Annotated in this window: 15 protein-coding genes and 5 pseudogenes; 7 read left to right on the top strand and 13 right to left on the bottom strand. The window is 66.3% G+C overall.

Annotated elements, in window-relative coordinates; translation table 11 throughout:
- Positions 1–30: 30 nt before the first annotated feature.
- On the top strand, positions 31–1,347 hold the full coding sequence (locus tag GNX96_RS26905) for a lanthionine synthetase C family protein (protein ID WP_163570322.1): 1,317 nt from the start codon (positions 31–33) through the stop codon (positions 1,345–1,347).
- Between the two features lie 13 nt (positions 1,348–1,360).
- Here GNX96_RS26905 and GNX96_RS26900 read toward each other — a convergent pair whose 3' ends face one another.
- From GNX96_RS26900 to deoC, 5 genes and pseudogenes are all read right to left on the bottom strand, one after another.
- Complete coding sequence (locus GNX96_RS26900; protein ID WP_163570320.1) at positions 1,361–2,236, bottom strand: tetratricopeptide repeat protein; 876 nt, start codon at positions 2,234–2,236, stop codon at positions 1,361–1,363.
- 39 nt (positions 2,237–2,275) lie between these two features.
- Positions 2,276–3,322: an NAD-dependent epimerase/dehydratase family protein gene (locus GNX96_RS26895; protein WP_279581590.1), complete on the bottom strand. Its 1,047-nt coding sequence runs from the start codon at positions 3,320–3,322 to the stop codon at positions 2,276–2,278.
- Positions 3,323–3,353: 31 nt separating this feature from the next.
- The gene (locus GNX96_RS26890; protein WP_163570316.1) at positions 3,354–4,220 is read right to left on the bottom strand and encodes an aldehyde dehydrogenase family protein; all 867 of its coding nucleotides are present in this window, start codon (positions 4,218–4,220) and stop codon (positions 3,354–3,356) included.
- Positions 4,213–5,645 (bottom strand): annotated as a pseudogene (locus tag GNX96_RS64925) (aldehyde dehydrogenase family protein). The gene GNX96_RS26890 and the pseudogene GNX96_RS64925 overlap by 8 nt, the downstream one beginning before the upstream one ends.
- Positions 5,646–5,650: 5 nt before the next feature.
- Entirely contained in the window at positions 5,651–6,421 is a 771-nt protein-coding gene (gene deoC, locus GNX96_RS26880; RefSeq protein ID WP_279581588.1) for a deoxyribose-phosphate aldolase, read from the bottom strand.
- A gap of 334 nt (positions 6,422–6,755) precedes the next feature.
- On the opposite strand from deoC, the gene GNX96_RS26875 reads away from it, so the two are divergent.
- The gene (locus GNX96_RS26875) at positions 6,756–7,805 is read left to right on the top strand and encodes a hypothetical protein (RefSeq protein ID WP_163570315.1); all 1,050 of its coding nucleotides are present in this window, start codon (positions 6,756–6,758) and stop codon (positions 7,803–7,805) included.
- 2 nt (positions 7,806–7,807) lie between these two features.
- Here the strand turns inward: GNX96_RS26875 and GNX96_RS26870 are convergent, their stop codons facing one another.
- Positions 7,808–8,239 (bottom strand): DUF6069 family protein, encoded by a 432-nt coding sequence (locus GNX96_RS26870; protein ID WP_279581587.1) that lies wholly within the window; start codon positions 8,237–8,239, stop codon positions 7,808–7,810.
- Positions 8,240–8,244: 5 nt separating this feature from the next.
- Positions 8,245–8,766 (bottom strand): TetR/AcrR family transcriptional regulator, encoded by a 522-nt coding sequence (locus GNX96_RS26865; RefSeq protein WP_279581586.1) that lies wholly within the window; start codon positions 8,764–8,766, stop codon positions 8,245–8,247.
- 209 nt (positions 8,767–8,975) lie between these two features.
- Here GNX96_RS26865 and GNX96_RS26860 point away from each other — a divergent pair, with 209 nt between their 5' ends.
- A complete protein-coding gene (locus GNX96_RS26860) occupies positions 8,976–9,866 on the top strand; it encodes an RpnC/YadD family protein (RefSeq protein ID WP_163570313.1) in 891 nt (296 codons plus the stop codon).
- Between the two features lie 31 nt (positions 9,867–9,897).
- Here the strand turns inward: GNX96_RS26860 and GNX96_RS26855 are convergent, their stop codons facing one another.
- A complete protein-coding gene (locus GNX96_RS26855) occupies positions 9,898–10,455 on the bottom strand; it encodes a BadF/BadG/BcrA/BcrD ATPase family protein (RefSeq protein ID WP_163570310.1) in 558 nt (185 codons plus the stop codon).
- Between GNX96_RS26855 and GNX96_RS26850 the strand changes: the two genes are divergently transcribed.
- Positions 10,445–10,864 carry a hypothetical protein gene (locus tag GNX96_RS26850; RefSeq protein WP_163570309.1) on the top strand — a complete coding sequence of 140 codons (420 nt, stop codon included), beginning with the start codon at positions 10,445–10,447 and terminating at the stop codon, positions 10,862–10,864. The two genes, GNX96_RS26855 and GNX96_RS26850, sit on opposite strands and share 11 nt — an antisense overlap.
- On the opposite strand, the gene GNX96_RS26845 is transcribed toward GNX96_RS26850, so the two are convergent.
- Together GNX96_RS26845 and GNX96_RS64920 are read right to left on the bottom strand one after the other, a co-directional pair.
- Positions 10,861–11,445, bottom strand: a complete 585-nt coding sequence (locus tag GNX96_RS26845; RefSeq protein WP_279581585.1) for a sugar isomerase domain-containing protein — start codon at positions 11,443–11,445, stop codon at positions 10,861–10,863. The genes GNX96_RS26850 and GNX96_RS26845 overlap by 4 nt on opposite strands.
- Positions 11,446–11,468: 23 nt before the next feature.
- Positions 11,469–11,630: pseudogene (locus tag GNX96_RS64920) on the bottom strand (hypothetical protein); the annotation flags it as partial.
- Positions 11,631–11,834: 204 nt separating this feature from the next.
- Here GNX96_RS64920 and GNX96_RS26840 point away from each other — a divergent pair.
- Positions 11,835–12,014, top strand: a complete 180-nt coding sequence (locus GNX96_RS26840) for a PspC domain-containing protein (protein WP_163570307.1) — start codon at positions 11,835–11,837, stop codon at positions 12,012–12,014.
- 53 nt (positions 12,015–12,067) lie between these two features.
- Here GNX96_RS26840 and GNX96_RS26835 read toward each other — a convergent pair whose 3' ends face one another.
- Together GNX96_RS26835 and GNX96_RS55475 are read right to left on the bottom strand one after the other, a co-directional pair.
- Positions 12,068–13,108 carry an adenosine deaminase gene (locus GNX96_RS26835; RefSeq protein WP_279581584.1) on the bottom strand — a complete coding sequence of 347 codons (1,041 nt, stop codon included), beginning with the start codon at positions 13,106–13,108 and terminating at the stop codon, positions 12,068–12,070.
- A 7-nt stretch (positions 13,109–13,115) separates the two neighbouring features.
- Positions 13,116–13,196, bottom strand: a pseudogene (locus GNX96_RS55475) (hypothetical protein); the annotation flags it as partial.
- Between the two features lie 150 nt (positions 13,197–13,346).
- Here GNX96_RS55475 and GNX96_RS64915 point away from each other — a divergent pair.
- Together GNX96_RS64915 and GNX96_RS26830 are read left to right on the top strand one after the other, a co-directional pair.
- Positions 13,347–13,787 (top strand): annotated as a pseudogene (locus tag GNX96_RS64915) (DUF6585 family protein); the annotation flags it as partial.
- A gap of 52 nt (positions 13,788–13,839) precedes the next feature.
- Positions 13,840–14,070, top strand: a complete 231-nt coding sequence (locus tag GNX96_RS26830; protein WP_163570306.1) for a DUF6585 family protein — start codon at positions 13,840–13,842, stop codon at positions 14,068–14,070.
- Between the two features lie 39 nt (positions 14,071–14,109).
- On the opposite strand, the pseudogene GNX96_RS26825 reads toward GNX96_RS26830, so the two are convergent.
- A pseudogene (locus GNX96_RS26825) lies at positions 14,110–15,062 on the bottom strand (lyase family protein); the annotation flags it as partial.

Below are 15,062 nucleotides of genomic sequence, written 5' to 3'. Positions count from 1 at the left end.
CTCGGGAAATCCCGCTGGAGAAGGAAGAGAATGACCGAGGCAGGGGTGGTCAGGGAGTGGGCGCCGGCGGTCTCCGGCGCTCTCGCCGACCGGGCCATACACACGGCCACCGAGGTCGCCCGTCGGCTGGTGCCCGCGAACGTCCTTACCGAGCTGGAAAAACAACCGCTCGTGCTGCACCTGGAGGAAGTCGACACCGTCACCGGAGTGGCCGTCCTGCACGGCGAAATGGACCGGCTGGAAGGCGGCTGGGCGGACCGCGCGCACGAAAAAGCCTGGTCATCGCCAAGCAGCAGGTCGAACGGGCCGCCATTTCCGCACCCGGCCCGTTCGGTGGCCTCAGCAGCGTGGCGTACGCGGCTCGGTCGCTCAGCCGCGACGGCCAGCGATACCAGCGGCTGGTGGCCGTTCTCGACGACCACATCTCGCAGACCGTGGCCGTCCGCGCCCCCAAAGATGCTCGAAAAGCCGTACGGGCTGGCATTTCACACATACGACGTCATCAGCGGGTTGGCTGGAGCCGCTACGTATCTTTTGCAAGTCAAGGAAAACACGCTCGCGAAGAATGCACTGAAGGACACTCTGACCGCGTTCGTCGCGATTTCCGGGGAACGCGACGGTGTTCCGAACTGGTTCACCCCTGCGCAGGAGATGTTTCCCAACACCCCCATTGGCGAGCTGTATCCGAACGGTACGTTCAACTGTGGCCTCGCGCATGGCATTCCAGGCCCGCTCGCGCTCCTTTCCCTGGCAGCCAGCGAAGGTGTTCTGGTGCCCGGTCAGGTCGAGGCGATCAGCCGGCTCGGGCACTGGATCGCCAACCGGCGCAGCGACGACCGTTGGGGGCCCAACTGGCCCATGGGCGTTGGACCAATAGATGCAGCTGGCTCGTACCCGAAAGGGCACCCCACTCACAATGCCTGGTGTTACGGCAGCCCGGGCGTGGCCCGATCACTGTGGCTGGCCGGAAACGCGGTGGACGACGATTCGCTGCGGGAAATCGCCGTCGAGGCGATGATGGCGGTGCGCCAGCGACCATGGCGGGACCGGGCGATGGGCGACTCTCCCGGGCTGTGCCACGGAGTCAGCGGGTTGCTGCAAATTGTCCTGCGCTTCGGCCATCAGACCGGCGACCCGCGCTTCGCCGATTTTTCCGCCGAGCTGACCGAGTATTTGCTGCGAATGTACGACCCGGCCCTGCCGTACGGCTTCTCATCGCTGGCGGAGGGCGGAAAATACTCGGATCGGCCGGGCTTCCTGGACGGTGCGTCCGGCGTGGCGCTCACCCTGCTCTCCGCCGCCGCCGACCAACCACCAACCTGGGACCGGCAACTCCTGCTCACCTGAGGACCTCAGCCGGTTAGTCCGTGCCGGCGTGGATTTCTTCCAGCGCGGAAACAGCTAATTCGTCGCCGCCGTCCGCCGCCAGCGTCCACTGCTCGATCGCCTCGGCCTCGCGGCCCTGATCCCACAGCACCACCGCGAGGTTGTTGATCGCGTTCAGCTCGCCCAGCGAAACCGCCGTCCGCAACACTTCTTCAGCCTGGTCGAGATCGTCGAGATCCTCGTGGTAAAGATTCGCGAGCGGAATCATCGACTCCACTTCGCCGGCCCCGAAACCGGCCCGCAAAACCTGTTCCGCCTCGGCCAGCCGGTCCGTCCGGATGAGCAGGGTGCCCAAATCCGCCCGCGCATCGGGTTGGTTCCCCGCGATCGGGCGCAGCACCGACTCTGCCTCGTCCATCCGGTCTTCGTTCAGCAGAAAAGAGCCGAGCGCGGCATCGGCGAATTCACAGCCGCCGGCAACCGCGTCCCGGTAAGCCTTTTCGGCGCTGGCCGCGTCGTCCTGCTCCTCAAAAATGTAACCGAGCAACAGCAGGGCGTCCTGGTCACCGGCGGCGATCGCCGAGCGCATCGCCTCGATCGCCGCATCGGTGCGGCCCATTTTGTCCAACACCATGCCAAGATTGCGCCACGCGTCGGTCTCGCCGGCGTCCAGGGCGATCCGGTACGACTCCGCCGCCTTGGCCAGATCCGCCGGGTCTTCGGTGGTCTCATAACGTTCGGCGAAAGTATTGCCGAGGTTGAGATGCATGGTCAGATCGCCGGCGTCGATCGCCCGCCGGAAGAATCGCTCGGCGGTGTCGAAATCGCCCTCGTCGTACGCCGCGTTTCCGGCGTCGACCAGATCAAGTTCGGCATCCGCGGCTGAGCCGTCGTTCTGCGTACCACTCATCACACGTCTCTCATCAGGCCGGCAGCGGCCCGAACACTATCACCCGGCCGACAGCCTACCCGCACCCGACAGAGCGGCCAGCAACTGCCGCTCCCGGGCCGCGGACAGGCCCGCACGACGCTCTCGGTCCAAGCCCTCGGACCGCTCCCAGGCGAGCAGATCGCGCAGGAGTTCCTCGCGGGTTCGGTGCCGCAGTCCCGCCGTCACCGCGGCACCGCCGGCCCGATCCTGAAAACCCTCCCACCCGTCCTCGTTAATCCACATTGGCAAGGATTCTGGCCCCATGAATTCGGCAACACCCTGGTCGCTCAACCATTTCTCCGGCGCGGTCACCACCTCGCCGGTGTGGCCGCCGATCTTTCGGGACAGCGCCAGCCATTCAGCAAAGGTCAGGGCTGGCCCGACGGTGTCGTACGCGCCGACCGTGCCGCGTTCGGCGCAGTCAACCAGCCAGCTGACGAGGTCCCGTACGTCGACCACCTGCGTCGGGTTGGGTGCGATATCGGGGACAAGCAAGGGATTCAGCGGCTCGCGAGCGCTGCGAGCCACCCAGTAGCCAGTCCGTCCACTGTGGTCTCCGGGACCGCCGATCAAGCCGGCGCGCGCGATCAGCGCCTTGTCCCCCACCGCTTCGCGAACCGCCTTTTCGCAGGCCGCTTTCGCCTCGCCGTAAAGCGACCTGTCGACCTCTTCCAGCTCGGTCGGTGGGAGTAATTCGGCACTCTCATCGGCACCTCGGACAGCCTGCGAAGCGTACACATTCCCGGACGACACATACGTCCAGTGCCGGGTACGCTCGCCGAGTGCCCGCAGCGCACCACGAACCATTCCGGGCTGCCAGGAAACCTCGACCACCGCGTCCCAGTCGCGACCGGCGACCGCGTCGTACGCTCCCTTTTCGTTACGATCCGCGCGAATCAGCGTCGCACCGCTGGCCACCTCACCGCTTTCGCCGCGCGCGAGGCACGTCACGTTATGCCCGCGACCCATCGCCTCCCGTGCCGTCTCGCGTCCTACCCAGGCCGTGCCACCCAACACCAAAACGTCCATGCCAACTACTGAAGCGGACGTTCCCAGCAGCAGCAAGGCAGTTCGCTCCTAGCGCAGGAGACTTACGCTAAACGCCGATCGGGTGCCAAACCGTTTTGGTTTCCAGGTAGGTGGTGAGGCGGTCGATGCCAGGCTCTTCGGTCCAATCCGGTTCGGCCGCGGTCCGACGCCAGACCCGCTTGAGGGTGTCCGCCGCGGAAACTTCCAGCGACACCGCCAGTTCCTCCGCAACGCCGGTCAGGTCGAGCGCGTTGACGTCGGCATGCGAGGCCAACCAGGGGGCGATTTCGGCCGTACGGCCAGTGAGGATGTTGACCACTCCACCCGGCACGTCCGAGGTCGCCAACACCTCGGCCAGCGTGATCGCCGGCAGCGGCCGTGATTCGCTGGCCACCAGCACGACCGTGTTTCCGGTGGCGATCGCCGGCGCGAGAACGCTGACCAAACCGAGCAAAGACGACGACTGCGGAGCGAGAATCCCGACCACTCCGGTCGGTTCCGGCGTGGACAGGTTGAAAAACGGGCCGGCGACCGGGTTCGCGCCGCCAACGATCTGACCAATCTTGTCGGTCCAGCCGGCGTACCAGACCCAGCGGTCGATCGCCGCGTCCACAGTGGACTCGGCCTTCGACCGTGAAACGCCCTCGGCCGTAACGACGTCCTCGACAAATTGGGCGCGCCGGCCTTCGGCTATTTCGGCGACCCGGTAAAGCACCTGGCCGCGGTTGTACGCCGTCGCGCCGGACCAGCCGGCGACGGCTTTGCGAGCGGCCAGCACCGCGTCGCGGGCGTCCTTGCGGGAGCCCAGCGCGGCGTTGCCGGCGAACCGTCCTTTGTGGTCAGTCACGACGTAGCTCCGCCCGGACTCGCTGCGTGGGAATTTTCCTCCCACATAGAGTTTGTACGTCTTGCGTACGGCCAGTCGGTCAGACATTGAGGTAGGCCTCCAGACCGTGCCGGCCACCCTCGCGGCCGTAACCGGATTCCTTGTATCCACCAAAAGGTGAGGTCGGATCGAACTTGTTGAACGTGTTCGCCCACACCACTCCGGCACGCAGCTTGTTCGCCATCGACAGGATCAGGCTGCCCTTCTCCGTCCAGACCCCGGCGGACAGCCCGTACGGCGTGTTGTTCGCCTTCTCGACCGCCTCGCCGGGCGTACGGAAACTCAGGACGGACAGCACCGGCCCGAAAATCTCCTCGCGGGCGATGCGATGCGCCTGCGTGACCTCGGTGAAAAGGGTGGGCGCGAACCAGAAGCCGCGGTCCGGCAGCTCGCACGGCGGCGACCACCGATGCGCGCCCTCGTTCTCGCCGATCTGCGACAGCTCACGGATCTTTTCCAGCTGGGCGGCCGAGTTGATGGCTCCGACATCGGTGTTCTTGTCCAACGGATCGCCGACGCGCAGCGTCATGAGGCGTCGCTTAAGCGAGTCGAGCACCTCGTCGTACACACTTTCCTGGATCAACAACCGCGAGCCAGCACAGCAAACATGGCCCTGGTTGAAGAAAATGCCGTTGACGATGCCTTCGACCGCCTGGTCGATCGGTGCGTCGTCGAAGACGATGTTGGCGGCCTTGCCGCCCAGCTCCAACGTGACTTTCTTGGCCGTACCAGCGACCGAGCGGGCGATCGCCTTGCCCACGTCGGTTGAGCCGGTGAAAGCGACCTTGTTGACGCCGGGGTGCTCCACCAGCGTACGGCCGGTGTCGCCCGCGCCGTCACGATGTTCACGACGCCCGGCGGGAGGTCGGCCTGCTGGCAGATCTCCGCGAAAGCCAACGCCGTCAACGGGGTGGTTTCGGCTGGTTTCAGGACAACCGTGTTTCCGCACGCCAGCGCCGGCGCGATTTTCCACGCCAGCATCAACAACGGGAAATTCCACGGAATCACCTGCGCGGCGACGCCCAGCGGTTGGGGGGCGGGACCGAAACCGGCGTACGCCAACTTGTCCGCCCAGCCCGCGTAATAGAAGAAATGCGCGGAAACCAGCGGGATATCCACGTCCCGCGATTCGCGGATCGGTTTGCCGTTGTCGATCGACTCCAACACCGCCAGCTCGCGGGCGCGCTCGGCGATGATCCGGGCTATCCGGAACAGGTATTTCCCGCGTTCGGCGGGCTTTAACTTGGACCAGACCTTGTCGTAGGCGGTCCGGGCCGCCTTGACGGCGGCATCCACATCGGACGGTTCGGCCTCGGTGATCTCGGCCAGCACCTCCTCGGTGGCCGGGTTGACCGTCTTGAAAGCGGCGCCGTCCTTGCCGGAAACGAACTCACCATTGATAAAGAGACCGTACGACGGCTTGATGTCGACGATCGCCGTCGACTCCGGCGCCGGTGCGTACTCGAATCGCATGGAAATCAGTCCACCGTCACATAGTCGGGACCGGAGTAGTGCCCGGTCGCCATCCGCTGTCGTTGCAGCAGCAGGTCATTGAGCAGGCTGGACGCGCCGAACCGGAACCAGTCCGGGTCAAGCCAGTCCGGGCCCGCGGTCTCGTTCACCGTCACCAGATAGCGGATCGCGTCCTTGGACGTACGAATGCCGCCGGCCGGCTTCACGCCCACCTGGCGGCCGGTGGCGACCCGGAAGTCACGTACCGCTTCCAGCATCACCATCGTCACCGGCAACGTCGCGGCCGGCGCCACCTTGCCGGTCGAGGTCTTGATGAAGTCGCCGCCGGCCAGCATCGCCAGCCAGGAGGCGCGCCGCACGTTGTCGTACGTAACCAGCTCGCCGGTCTCCAGGATGACCTTCAGATGCGCCTTCCCGGCGGCCGCCTTGATCGCCGCGATCTGCTCGTACACCAACAGATAGTCGCCGGACAGGAACGCGCCGCGGTCAATCACCATGTCGACCTCGTCGGCGCCCGCCGCCACCGCGTTCCTGGTGTCCTCGAGCTTGATGTCCAGGGACGTACGACCGGAGGGGAACCCGCTCGCGACGCTCGCGGTGTGGATGCCGGTGCCCTTCAGCTCGGCCACCACCAGCGGCACCATGTCCGGGTAGACGCAGATAGCGGCCACCTGCGGACACGTCGGGTCGGTCGGGTCCGGATGGCGCGCCTTGGCGCATAGCGAGCGCACCTTGCCGGCGGTGTCCATGCCCTCCAGCGTGGTCAGGTCGATCATCCCGATGGCGAGGTCAATGGCCTGCCTGCTTGGAATCGGTCTTTATGGACCTGCTGGCCAACATGGCCGCCCGCTGCTCGGCCCCGACCTGGTCGACGCCTGGCAGGCCGTGCAGGAAGCGCCGTAGCGACGCTCCCGAGGCGGACACGTCGGCAAGCGTGTCGCGGCCCGAGGGACGTTCACCAGTAACAGTGGTCATGCCGGCGAGTCTAGTTGTCCGACGGCCGGGGTTCGGGGTGCTTGGTCTGGGCCGTCCCCGTACCCGCCTCCGACCCACGCGGAACGGTCCCGATACGCTCGGCGCATCGAGTGTCGTCCACCCATCGGAGGGGCAGTGGCTTTCTGGAAGAAGCGGGGGAAGGCCGATGAGGACGCCCCCAGCGAGGTGAAGGCCTCCGCGGTCACGACGACGGAGAACGTCGCCGAGATCGAGTCCGAAGCCAACTCCCAGGTTTCTGACGCCGCAGAGACCAGCGCGGACTCCACTGACGACGCGGACGCCACCGACGGCGACAGCAAGGCGGACGCCACCGACGACGACGTGGCCGCTGCGGACAGCGTCGACGCGGACAGCACGGAAGAAGCTGACACGGACGAGGCTGACTCGCCAGACAAGGCCGAGGCCGACGACGCGGACGTTCACGACGACTCCGATGAGGACTCCGCCAAGGAGGACTCGGACGACGAAAAGTCCGACGACGACGAGGGCGCCGCTGCCAAGGACGACGACTCGGACTCCGAAGACTCGGACGACTCCGACGACTCAGCTGAGGACGACGACGAGCCGGTCGAGCGCAGCGAGGAGACCGAAGCGCTCTGGGCGGCCGCCAACATTGACCCCGTCGAGATCGTGCTGCCGTCCGGCACCGGCTTCACCCTGCGGCACTACCGGGTCGTCACCGACGATGAGGGCGACGAACTCGAAGAAGCTGTTTTCCTTGCCCACAAAGGCAAGTTGCAGCTCTTCAAGTCCGCCGAGGGGCTCGTTGACTACGTCAAGGGCGACGCGGAGCACGACCTCAAGGACGACTCCTGGGCCGCGCTGGTCGAGACGATCAAGGCCGAGGACGTACAACCGCTGGGAGAGGACGAGTACGAGCTGGATCTCGTCGTCCAGAACCTGCGCGGCGGCCACGACGTGTGGGACCAGGACCTGCTGATCGGTGCCGGCGAGGTGACCCGCGACATCGCGTTCGCGTGCCAGCTCGACGACGTGCTGTCCGCGCTGGCCCCGGACACCCCGCTCGACGACCTTGACGACGCATTGCGGGCCAGCGGTTTCATCGCCCGCCGCAAAGTCCGCAAGATCAGCCCGGAGCGGGCCGCGATCGCCTGGCGCAGCCTCATCGGCAAGGTCGACGCCGCCGTGAAGTGGCACGACTGAGTTCAACCGGAGCGGGCGCCGTCTTCCTTGGCCGATTGTTGTCCAGGAGACTGCGCCCGTTTTGTTTTTTTTCGGCTGGGCAGCAGGAAAATCAGCACGCCACCGGCGGCCAGGTGCATCAGACCCAGCCAGGTACGCGTACTCGCCGCGATTCCAGGACCGATCAGCAACCCGAATGACAGTGCCAGCACCACGACCGCGGTGATCGTCCAGATCGTACGAGCCCGCCTGGTGAGTTTTTCCAACCCGGCGAGCAGCCCCCAGCCCAGCAGACCAGCCACCAGGGCAATCGCGACGACCGCCGGCCAACCGATGTCCAGCGGCGGCCCGCCGGACTGCCCAGGAACCACTAGCCGGGCGCCGAAAACCGCGGTAGCGAGCAGCCAAACCGCGACGGGCGCAATCACCGCGAGACCGACCGCGCCGAGTCTCATGCCTTTCATTCTTCTCCCCTCGCCAATGCACCATAAAGAAAGAAATCCACGGTCTCCGCAGTGGTCGGCGCAAAACCGTCGGCTGGCCGCGCCATCGCGAATACCACCGAGAGGAACAGCGCGGCGGACTGCCGTACCGGCAACCGCAAGCTGTCCCGCTCCGGCTCCATCAGGTCGGCCAGCAGGTCACGCGACCGGCTGAGCATGAGCATCTCCTGTCGGCCTCCCGGCGCCCCTCGACGTGTTTCGCGGTGGCCGGAAGTTTGCAGCGCCCCGACCACACTGGCGACTCTGGTCAGGTGCGCCCGCATCGCGTCCACCGCCTGGACCAGCCGGGCCGCCAGCGGCTGGTCCAGCGGGATGGCCGCCACCTCGGCGAACACGTGGTCGGCCCGTACGGCCTCCGCCACGCAGGCCGCCAGCAGCTCGTCTTTATCCACGAAGGCACGGAAAACCGTGGCCTCGCCGATGCCGGCAGCGCGGGCGATCTTCGCGGTGGTGACCGCCGCGCCGAACTCGCAGACCACCAGGGCAACGCGGCTCGTACGATCATCTCCCGGCGCTCTTCCGTCGTCATGCCCGGAGCCCTCTTGCGAGCCGGCGGGCCTGCCATCTGTGTTTCTGCCATGGGTCCCATCGTACGGAGTGAGGACTCACTCCGTCAACCGATCACCTCCTCGCGTTTTCTGTCAGTCCCCCTCCCTAGCGTCATCACCCAACGGAGGGAGAACCACGAATGGCCACCAACACCCGACCAGGTCCGGTCTTCGACAACGCCGCCAAACTGCTGAGCCCAGGCCACCGGGCGGAGCTGTGCCGCTGGCTCGGCACCGCCACCACCGGGCCGGTCCGGATCCTGGGCGAGGACCTCGAGGCGTACCCGAAACGGGTCGACTACCTGCTCGAGGTCGGTCCAGGGCGCCTTGCGCATATCGAGTTCCATACCACGTCACCGCCCAACCTGGGGCTGTCGATGTTGATCTACCTCGCCCGGCTGCTCGACAAATATCCGGGCCGGCGGGTGGAGCAGCACGTGGTGATCCTGCGCGGCGGAAGCCCACCGGAAATCTGGCGCCAGGACGGCGTGACGCTCGTCTATAAGTGCCACATATTACGAGAGATGGACGCGGCCGAACTGCTCGCCCGGCCCACCACTATGCCCTTTGCCGTGCTGGCGAAGGCGGCGACCAAGGCCGAGCGAAGGGAATTGCTACGGAAGTCATTGGCATTAATTCGGGAATGCCGCGACCCGGACCAGGGCAAGCTTGCCGACATGGCCAGGGTGTTCGCCGGGCTACACTTGTCAAGCGCCACAGTGGACAGGATCTGGAAGGAGTCAGGAATGCCGATCGACATGCACGAGTCCAGCTTCGTCCGCGGACTCCTCGCCGAAGGCGCCAAGAAGGGCAAAGTCGAGGGCAAGGTCGAGGGCAAAGTCGAGGGCAGGTACGAGGAACGGTTCAGCACCATTTCCGGGTTGCTCCGGATGAACTTCAGCACCGACCCCGCCATCGACGAACCCGCCCTCGACGACATCGCTCGCCAACTGGCCCAACACGACCTCGTCACCACCGTCAACGCCATCCACCACGCCAAAACCCTCGACGACCTCAGACATCTCACCTGAGAGAAGCGGCGCCCACCCGGGCGCCGCTTTCTCACGTACGAGGTGCCACCAACCGCGCGTGTACGTCCGCGCCGGCGTCGTCCGGCCGCGCTTCCAGCAGCGCGAGCCAGGTGGCTCCCGGAGCGCCGCTCTGCACCAACGTGCTGACCAGTCCAGCCGCGGCCAATCGTACGGCCAATCGGTCCGCCACCGGCGACCCGGCGGAGACCACCCCCCCACCGATCAGGACCACCGGCTGACCGGTTTCCGGGTGCAAGGATTCCAGCAGTAAAGCCAAAGCTCGCGCAGCGTTGTCCACAATAGACAGTGACACTGGGTCGCCGCAGACGGCAGCGGCGGTCACTATCGGGGCGAGGCTGGCGAGCCAGATCGGTGGCCGCTCGTAGACCGCGTTGAGGAGCGGGTCGCGCTCTCGGGTGCAGTCCAGTACGCCGATGATCTGGTCGGTCAGCTTCGTCGTAGGCCCACTCCCGTCGGTATCGGCGACGGCGGCCCGTACGGCTTCGCGGCCGAGCCAGAAACCGCCACCCTCGTCGCCGAGCAGCCAACCCGCACCGCCGACGCACCGGAGAAGACGGTTGCCCTTCACCTGCACCGGTCGCGCCGGTGCCGGCGATCAGACCGTAGCCGTCCGGCTCGGCGGTGCCGCTGCTGAACGCGGCCTCCAGATCGGGCCGCAGCTCCACCGGGCCGCGTACGCCGGCGTCAGCCAGCCCGCCGAGCACCAGCCGGCCGAACTCGGACGACGCACTGCCCCCGGCGCAGCCCATCGCGACGGCGCGTACGGCCGCGGCCGGCTCGTTCTCAAGTACGCCAAAACATGCGTCCAGAACGTTGCGCGCGGCCTCGGCCGCACCGACGCTGACGGGGTTGCCGGCGCCAGCGCCGGCTACCGCGCGGACCTCGCCGTCCAGGGTGGCAAGCATCGCGCGAGTGTTGCTGCCGCCGACGTCGACGCCGATAACGGTCTCGTCCACTTAGTGTCCTGGGTTCGCTAGAAGGGCCCGCGGTGGATGCGGCCGGCGTAGTGGTCTTCCAGCTTCTGGTTGTGCTCGTCCGCGTCCGGGATGTTCGCGGACAAGTAGACCGGTGGGGTGCCGCCGTCCGCGACCAGCCGGGCCAGCGCTTCGGCGACGACCATCTGCGCGGCGGTCGCCGAGGTGACGGAGGAGATCCCGCAGGCCTTGCCACCGCCGGGCAGGTCGAGGATCGCGTCCCCGTACGGGGCGAGGTTGTCGATCACGATGTCCGCGATCTCAAACAGCCGCTTGCCGCTCGGATGCCGGGACTGGATCGCGCTGGAGTGCGCCACCGAGGTGATCGCGACCAGCGGCAGGCCGGCTTCCTTCACCGCGAGCGCGAACTCGACGACGGACCCGTTGCCGCCGGAGTTGGAGATCACCACGAAAGCATCGCCGGGGGCGGTCTTGACCAGCCCAAACAGCTGCCGGCCAGTGGCCGGGTCACGCTCCAGCAGCGGGTCCACGCCGGTCGGATCCATCCCACCGATGAACACCACATCCCGCAGCGACACCTTGTTCGTACCCACCAGGCCACCGGCCCGGCCGGCGATCTCCATCGCGCGCAGGCCTCCGAGTGGCCGGTGCCGAAAGCGTGCAGCACGCCGTCCGCGCGGGAGACCGCCACCACGACATCGGCCGCCGCCGAGATGGCCTCGGCCTGTGTACGAGCCAACTCCCCGATCCGCCGGACCGCCTCCTCGGCAAAGGTCCGGCCGTTGAGGCCGAGTGGTTGTTCGGTCACGCGCCACACTCCCTGATGTCTGTTGCTGGCCCACTGTGCGCCGGAGAAAACTCTACCCAGGCCTGGCCGTACCCGATCGTCCTCAGTGAAAACCCCTAAGACCGGATCCGGTCGGAATCATCCACGCGGGCGACGGCATTGCCGATTCGGCGAGCTAGCTTGGAATCAACAAAGGAAAACACCGCCGAGACGAAGGAAAGTCACATGTCATCGCTGCGTAGACCACGAGATCGACGCTGGATCGGCGGTGTCTGTTCGGGTCTCGCGGAGCGGTTCGGACTCTCCGCCAACCTGGTGCGGTTCCTGTTCGTGCTTTCTTGCCTGCTACCTGGGCCACAGTTTCTGGTCTACATCGTGCTCTGGATTGTCATTCCGAGCGAATAAAAGCCGGGTGACAGCTGATCACACCCACTCAGCAGTGGTCAGCTGTCACCCTTTTACGCGTCGCTCATCAGCTTCGCGTAGCCCGGCTTGATCACGTCGTTGATGATGGCCAGCCGTTCGTCGAACGGGATAAAGGCGCTCTTCATCGCATTGACCGTGAACCACTGCAGATCCCGCCAGCCGTAGTGAAAAGCGTCCACCAGCAGGGCCATTTCCCTGGTCATCGAGGTGTCGCTCATCAGCCGGTTGTCCGTGTTCACCGTCACCCGGAAATAGAGCTCGCGGAGCAACCCGATCGGGTGCTCGGCAATCGACGCCACCGCGCCCGTCTGCAGGTTCGAGGACGGCGCCATCTCCAGCGGGATGCGCTTGTCTCGTACGTACGCGGCCAACCGGCCCAGCCGGGCACCGCTGGCGCCACCGGCGGCCCCGGGGGGGGTGATGTCGTCGACGATGCGTACGCCGTGGCCGAGCCGGTCCGCGCCACACCACTGCAACGCCTCCCAGATGCTGGGCAGCCCAAACGCCTCGCCGGCGTGGATGGTGAAGTGCCCGTTCTCGCGCTGGATGTGCTGGAACGCGTCCAGGTGCCGAGTGGGCGGGAAACCGGCCTCAGCACCGGCGATGTCGAAACCCACCACGCCACTGTCTCGGTACGCGATCGCCAGCTGGGCGATTTCCAGCGACCGGGCCGCGTGCCGCATCGCGGTCAGCAGCGCACCCATCCGGATCTGCCGGCCGGCCGCCGCCGCGCGCGCCGTGCCGTCCGCGAAACCGGCCAGCACCGCCTCGATGACCTCGGTCAACGCGAGTCCGCGCTCGACGTGCAGCTCGGGCGCGAAGCGCACCTCGGCGTAGACGACACCGTCTGCGGCCAGATCCTCGACGCATTCGGACGCCACCCGGGCGAGTGCGTCTGGCGTCTGCAGCACACCGACGGTATGGGTGAAGGTGTCCAGATAGCGGACCAGCGAACCGGAGTCGGCGGCGTCCCGGAACCCAGCTCTTGAGCGCACCGACGTCCTCGGTGGGCAGGTCCTTGTAGCCGTGTTCGGAAGCAAGCTCAGCGACCGTGGCCGGCCGCAGCCCACCATCGAGGTGGTCGTGCAGCAGCACCTTGGGGGCCGTACGGATTTCGTCAGCAGTCGGCCGGGATGGCTGCCGGGGAGACGTCGTTGTCATTGCAATACGCTACCGAACCCGCCAGACGTACGATGACCGACCCTGGCGAAAGCGTGATGTGCGCACCACTCATCGGATAGTGTCACGACCGGCCCGCCTCAGCGGCCAAATCCCATCACCACGAAACGGGGCATTGTGACCGCGCAGCCAATGGCGAATACGCTGGAAAGACCACCGAACGACGTTCTGACCCGCGCGCATCAGGAAAGTCTTGGCCGGCACATCGCGACTTTTCACCCCAAGCGGCGCACCGTAGCCGTCATAGCGATGATAGTGATGGGACTCGCTTCACTGGTCATTCTCGTCGGCTTTTACTTTCTCTGGCTGGCTTTCCAGAGCTCGTTGAACCCCAGACAGGCCGCTAAGCGGGTGTACGTGTTCGACCACGGATTCATGACCGTCAATCACGCAGGCCCTGAGTCGACCTATCGTTGGGACCGGATTTCCTCTGTTTACCAGGAAATCACCGTGAATTATTCCAACGGCATCAAAACTGGCACCACCTACGTCTACACGATCATTCGCGACGACGACGTGCAGACCAAGCTCACCCATTTCTATGACGACATCGCGCGGCTTGGCCGGCTGGTCTGCGACCAGGTCGCCCGGACCCATCTGCCCGCGGTGGAAGCGAAACTGTCCCGTGGCGAAAAACGTACAGTTCGGCGACGTCAGCATCGGCCGGCCGGGAATCGCCATCCGCAAGGGCATCGTCCCGTGGCCCGAGGTGGAGGCCGTGAACGTACGGGAGGGCTACGTCTCGATCAAGCGGGCCGGCAAGTGGATGGCCGCCGGTGGCACGCCGGCCAAGAAAATCCCGAACCTCTATTTGTTCCTCCACCTCGCCGACCGTTTTCTGGGCGTACGCGGCTAGGGCGGGTCTCCTCATTCCAGGTGGATGAGGAGACGCGCCCTAAAGAATGTCGCCGGGTTGGTAGGCCGCCGCTGCTGGGTCGGCGGCCACCAGCTTCGCCACCAGGTCAGCGAAAGTGGCCACCTGACGCTGCGCGAGGCCGGTGAAGGAAAGCGGCTCGCCAACTGCGTCGCGGACCTGGGCGGCAGTCAGCCCGAGCCGCGGATCGGTAGCCAGCCGGTCCAGCAAGGCCGAGCCGTCGGTGTCACCGACCTCCCGCATGGCCAGCGCGGTCGCCACCGCGTGCTCCTTGATGACCTCGTGCGCGGTCTCTCGGCCGACGCCGGCGCCCACCGCGGCGACCAACAGTTTCGTGGTGGTGGCAGATACCGCCGCACTTCGGGCAGCGGGGAGCCGACGCCGATGGTCACGGTCAGCCGCCGTCCAACGGAAAAATGCGTCTGGCAGCGCGAACGACCAGTCGCCCTCGTTCCACTGGTCGCCGGCGAGCGCGCCGACCATGGTCAGGTAGCCGCGCAGGATGTTCGCGAAACCAGTGATCCGCTCGGACGACCGGCTGTTCATCTTGTGCGGCATCGCCGAGGAACCCACCTGTCCGGCCTTGAAACCCTCGGTGACCAGCTCGTTCCCAGCCATCAGCCGGATGGTGGTGGCCAGCGACGCCGGCCCGGCGGCAGCCTGCACGAGTGCGCTCACTACGTCCAGGTCCAGCGACCGTGGGTAGACCTGCCCGACGCTGACCAGCGAGTCCTGGAAACCAAGGTGCCGGGCGACGGCCGCCTCCAGCTCGTCAACCGCGGCGGCCGGCGAGCCGCAGCTGCAGCCAGCATTGTCCGCGCTCGTACCCACCGGACCTTTGATTGCCCCGACAACGGATAGCGCGCGATCAGCTCGTCGACTCGGCGCAGCGCCAGCAAAAGCTCCTGCCCCGCGGTCAGCGAAGCGTTTGAACGAGCGTGGTTGCCTGCCGCCGGCTACATTGTGGCTGCGAC

Origin of the sequence: Fodinicola feengrottensis, from assembly GCF_010993775.1 — a bacterium.
Classification (GTDB): domain Bacteria; phylum Actinomycetota; class Actinomycetes; order Mycobacteriales; family HKI-0501; genus Fodinicola; species Fodinicola feengrottensis.
The sequence above is the reverse complement of the archived record's forward strand: the minus strand, read 5'-3'. Positions and strand labels throughout refer to the sequence as shown.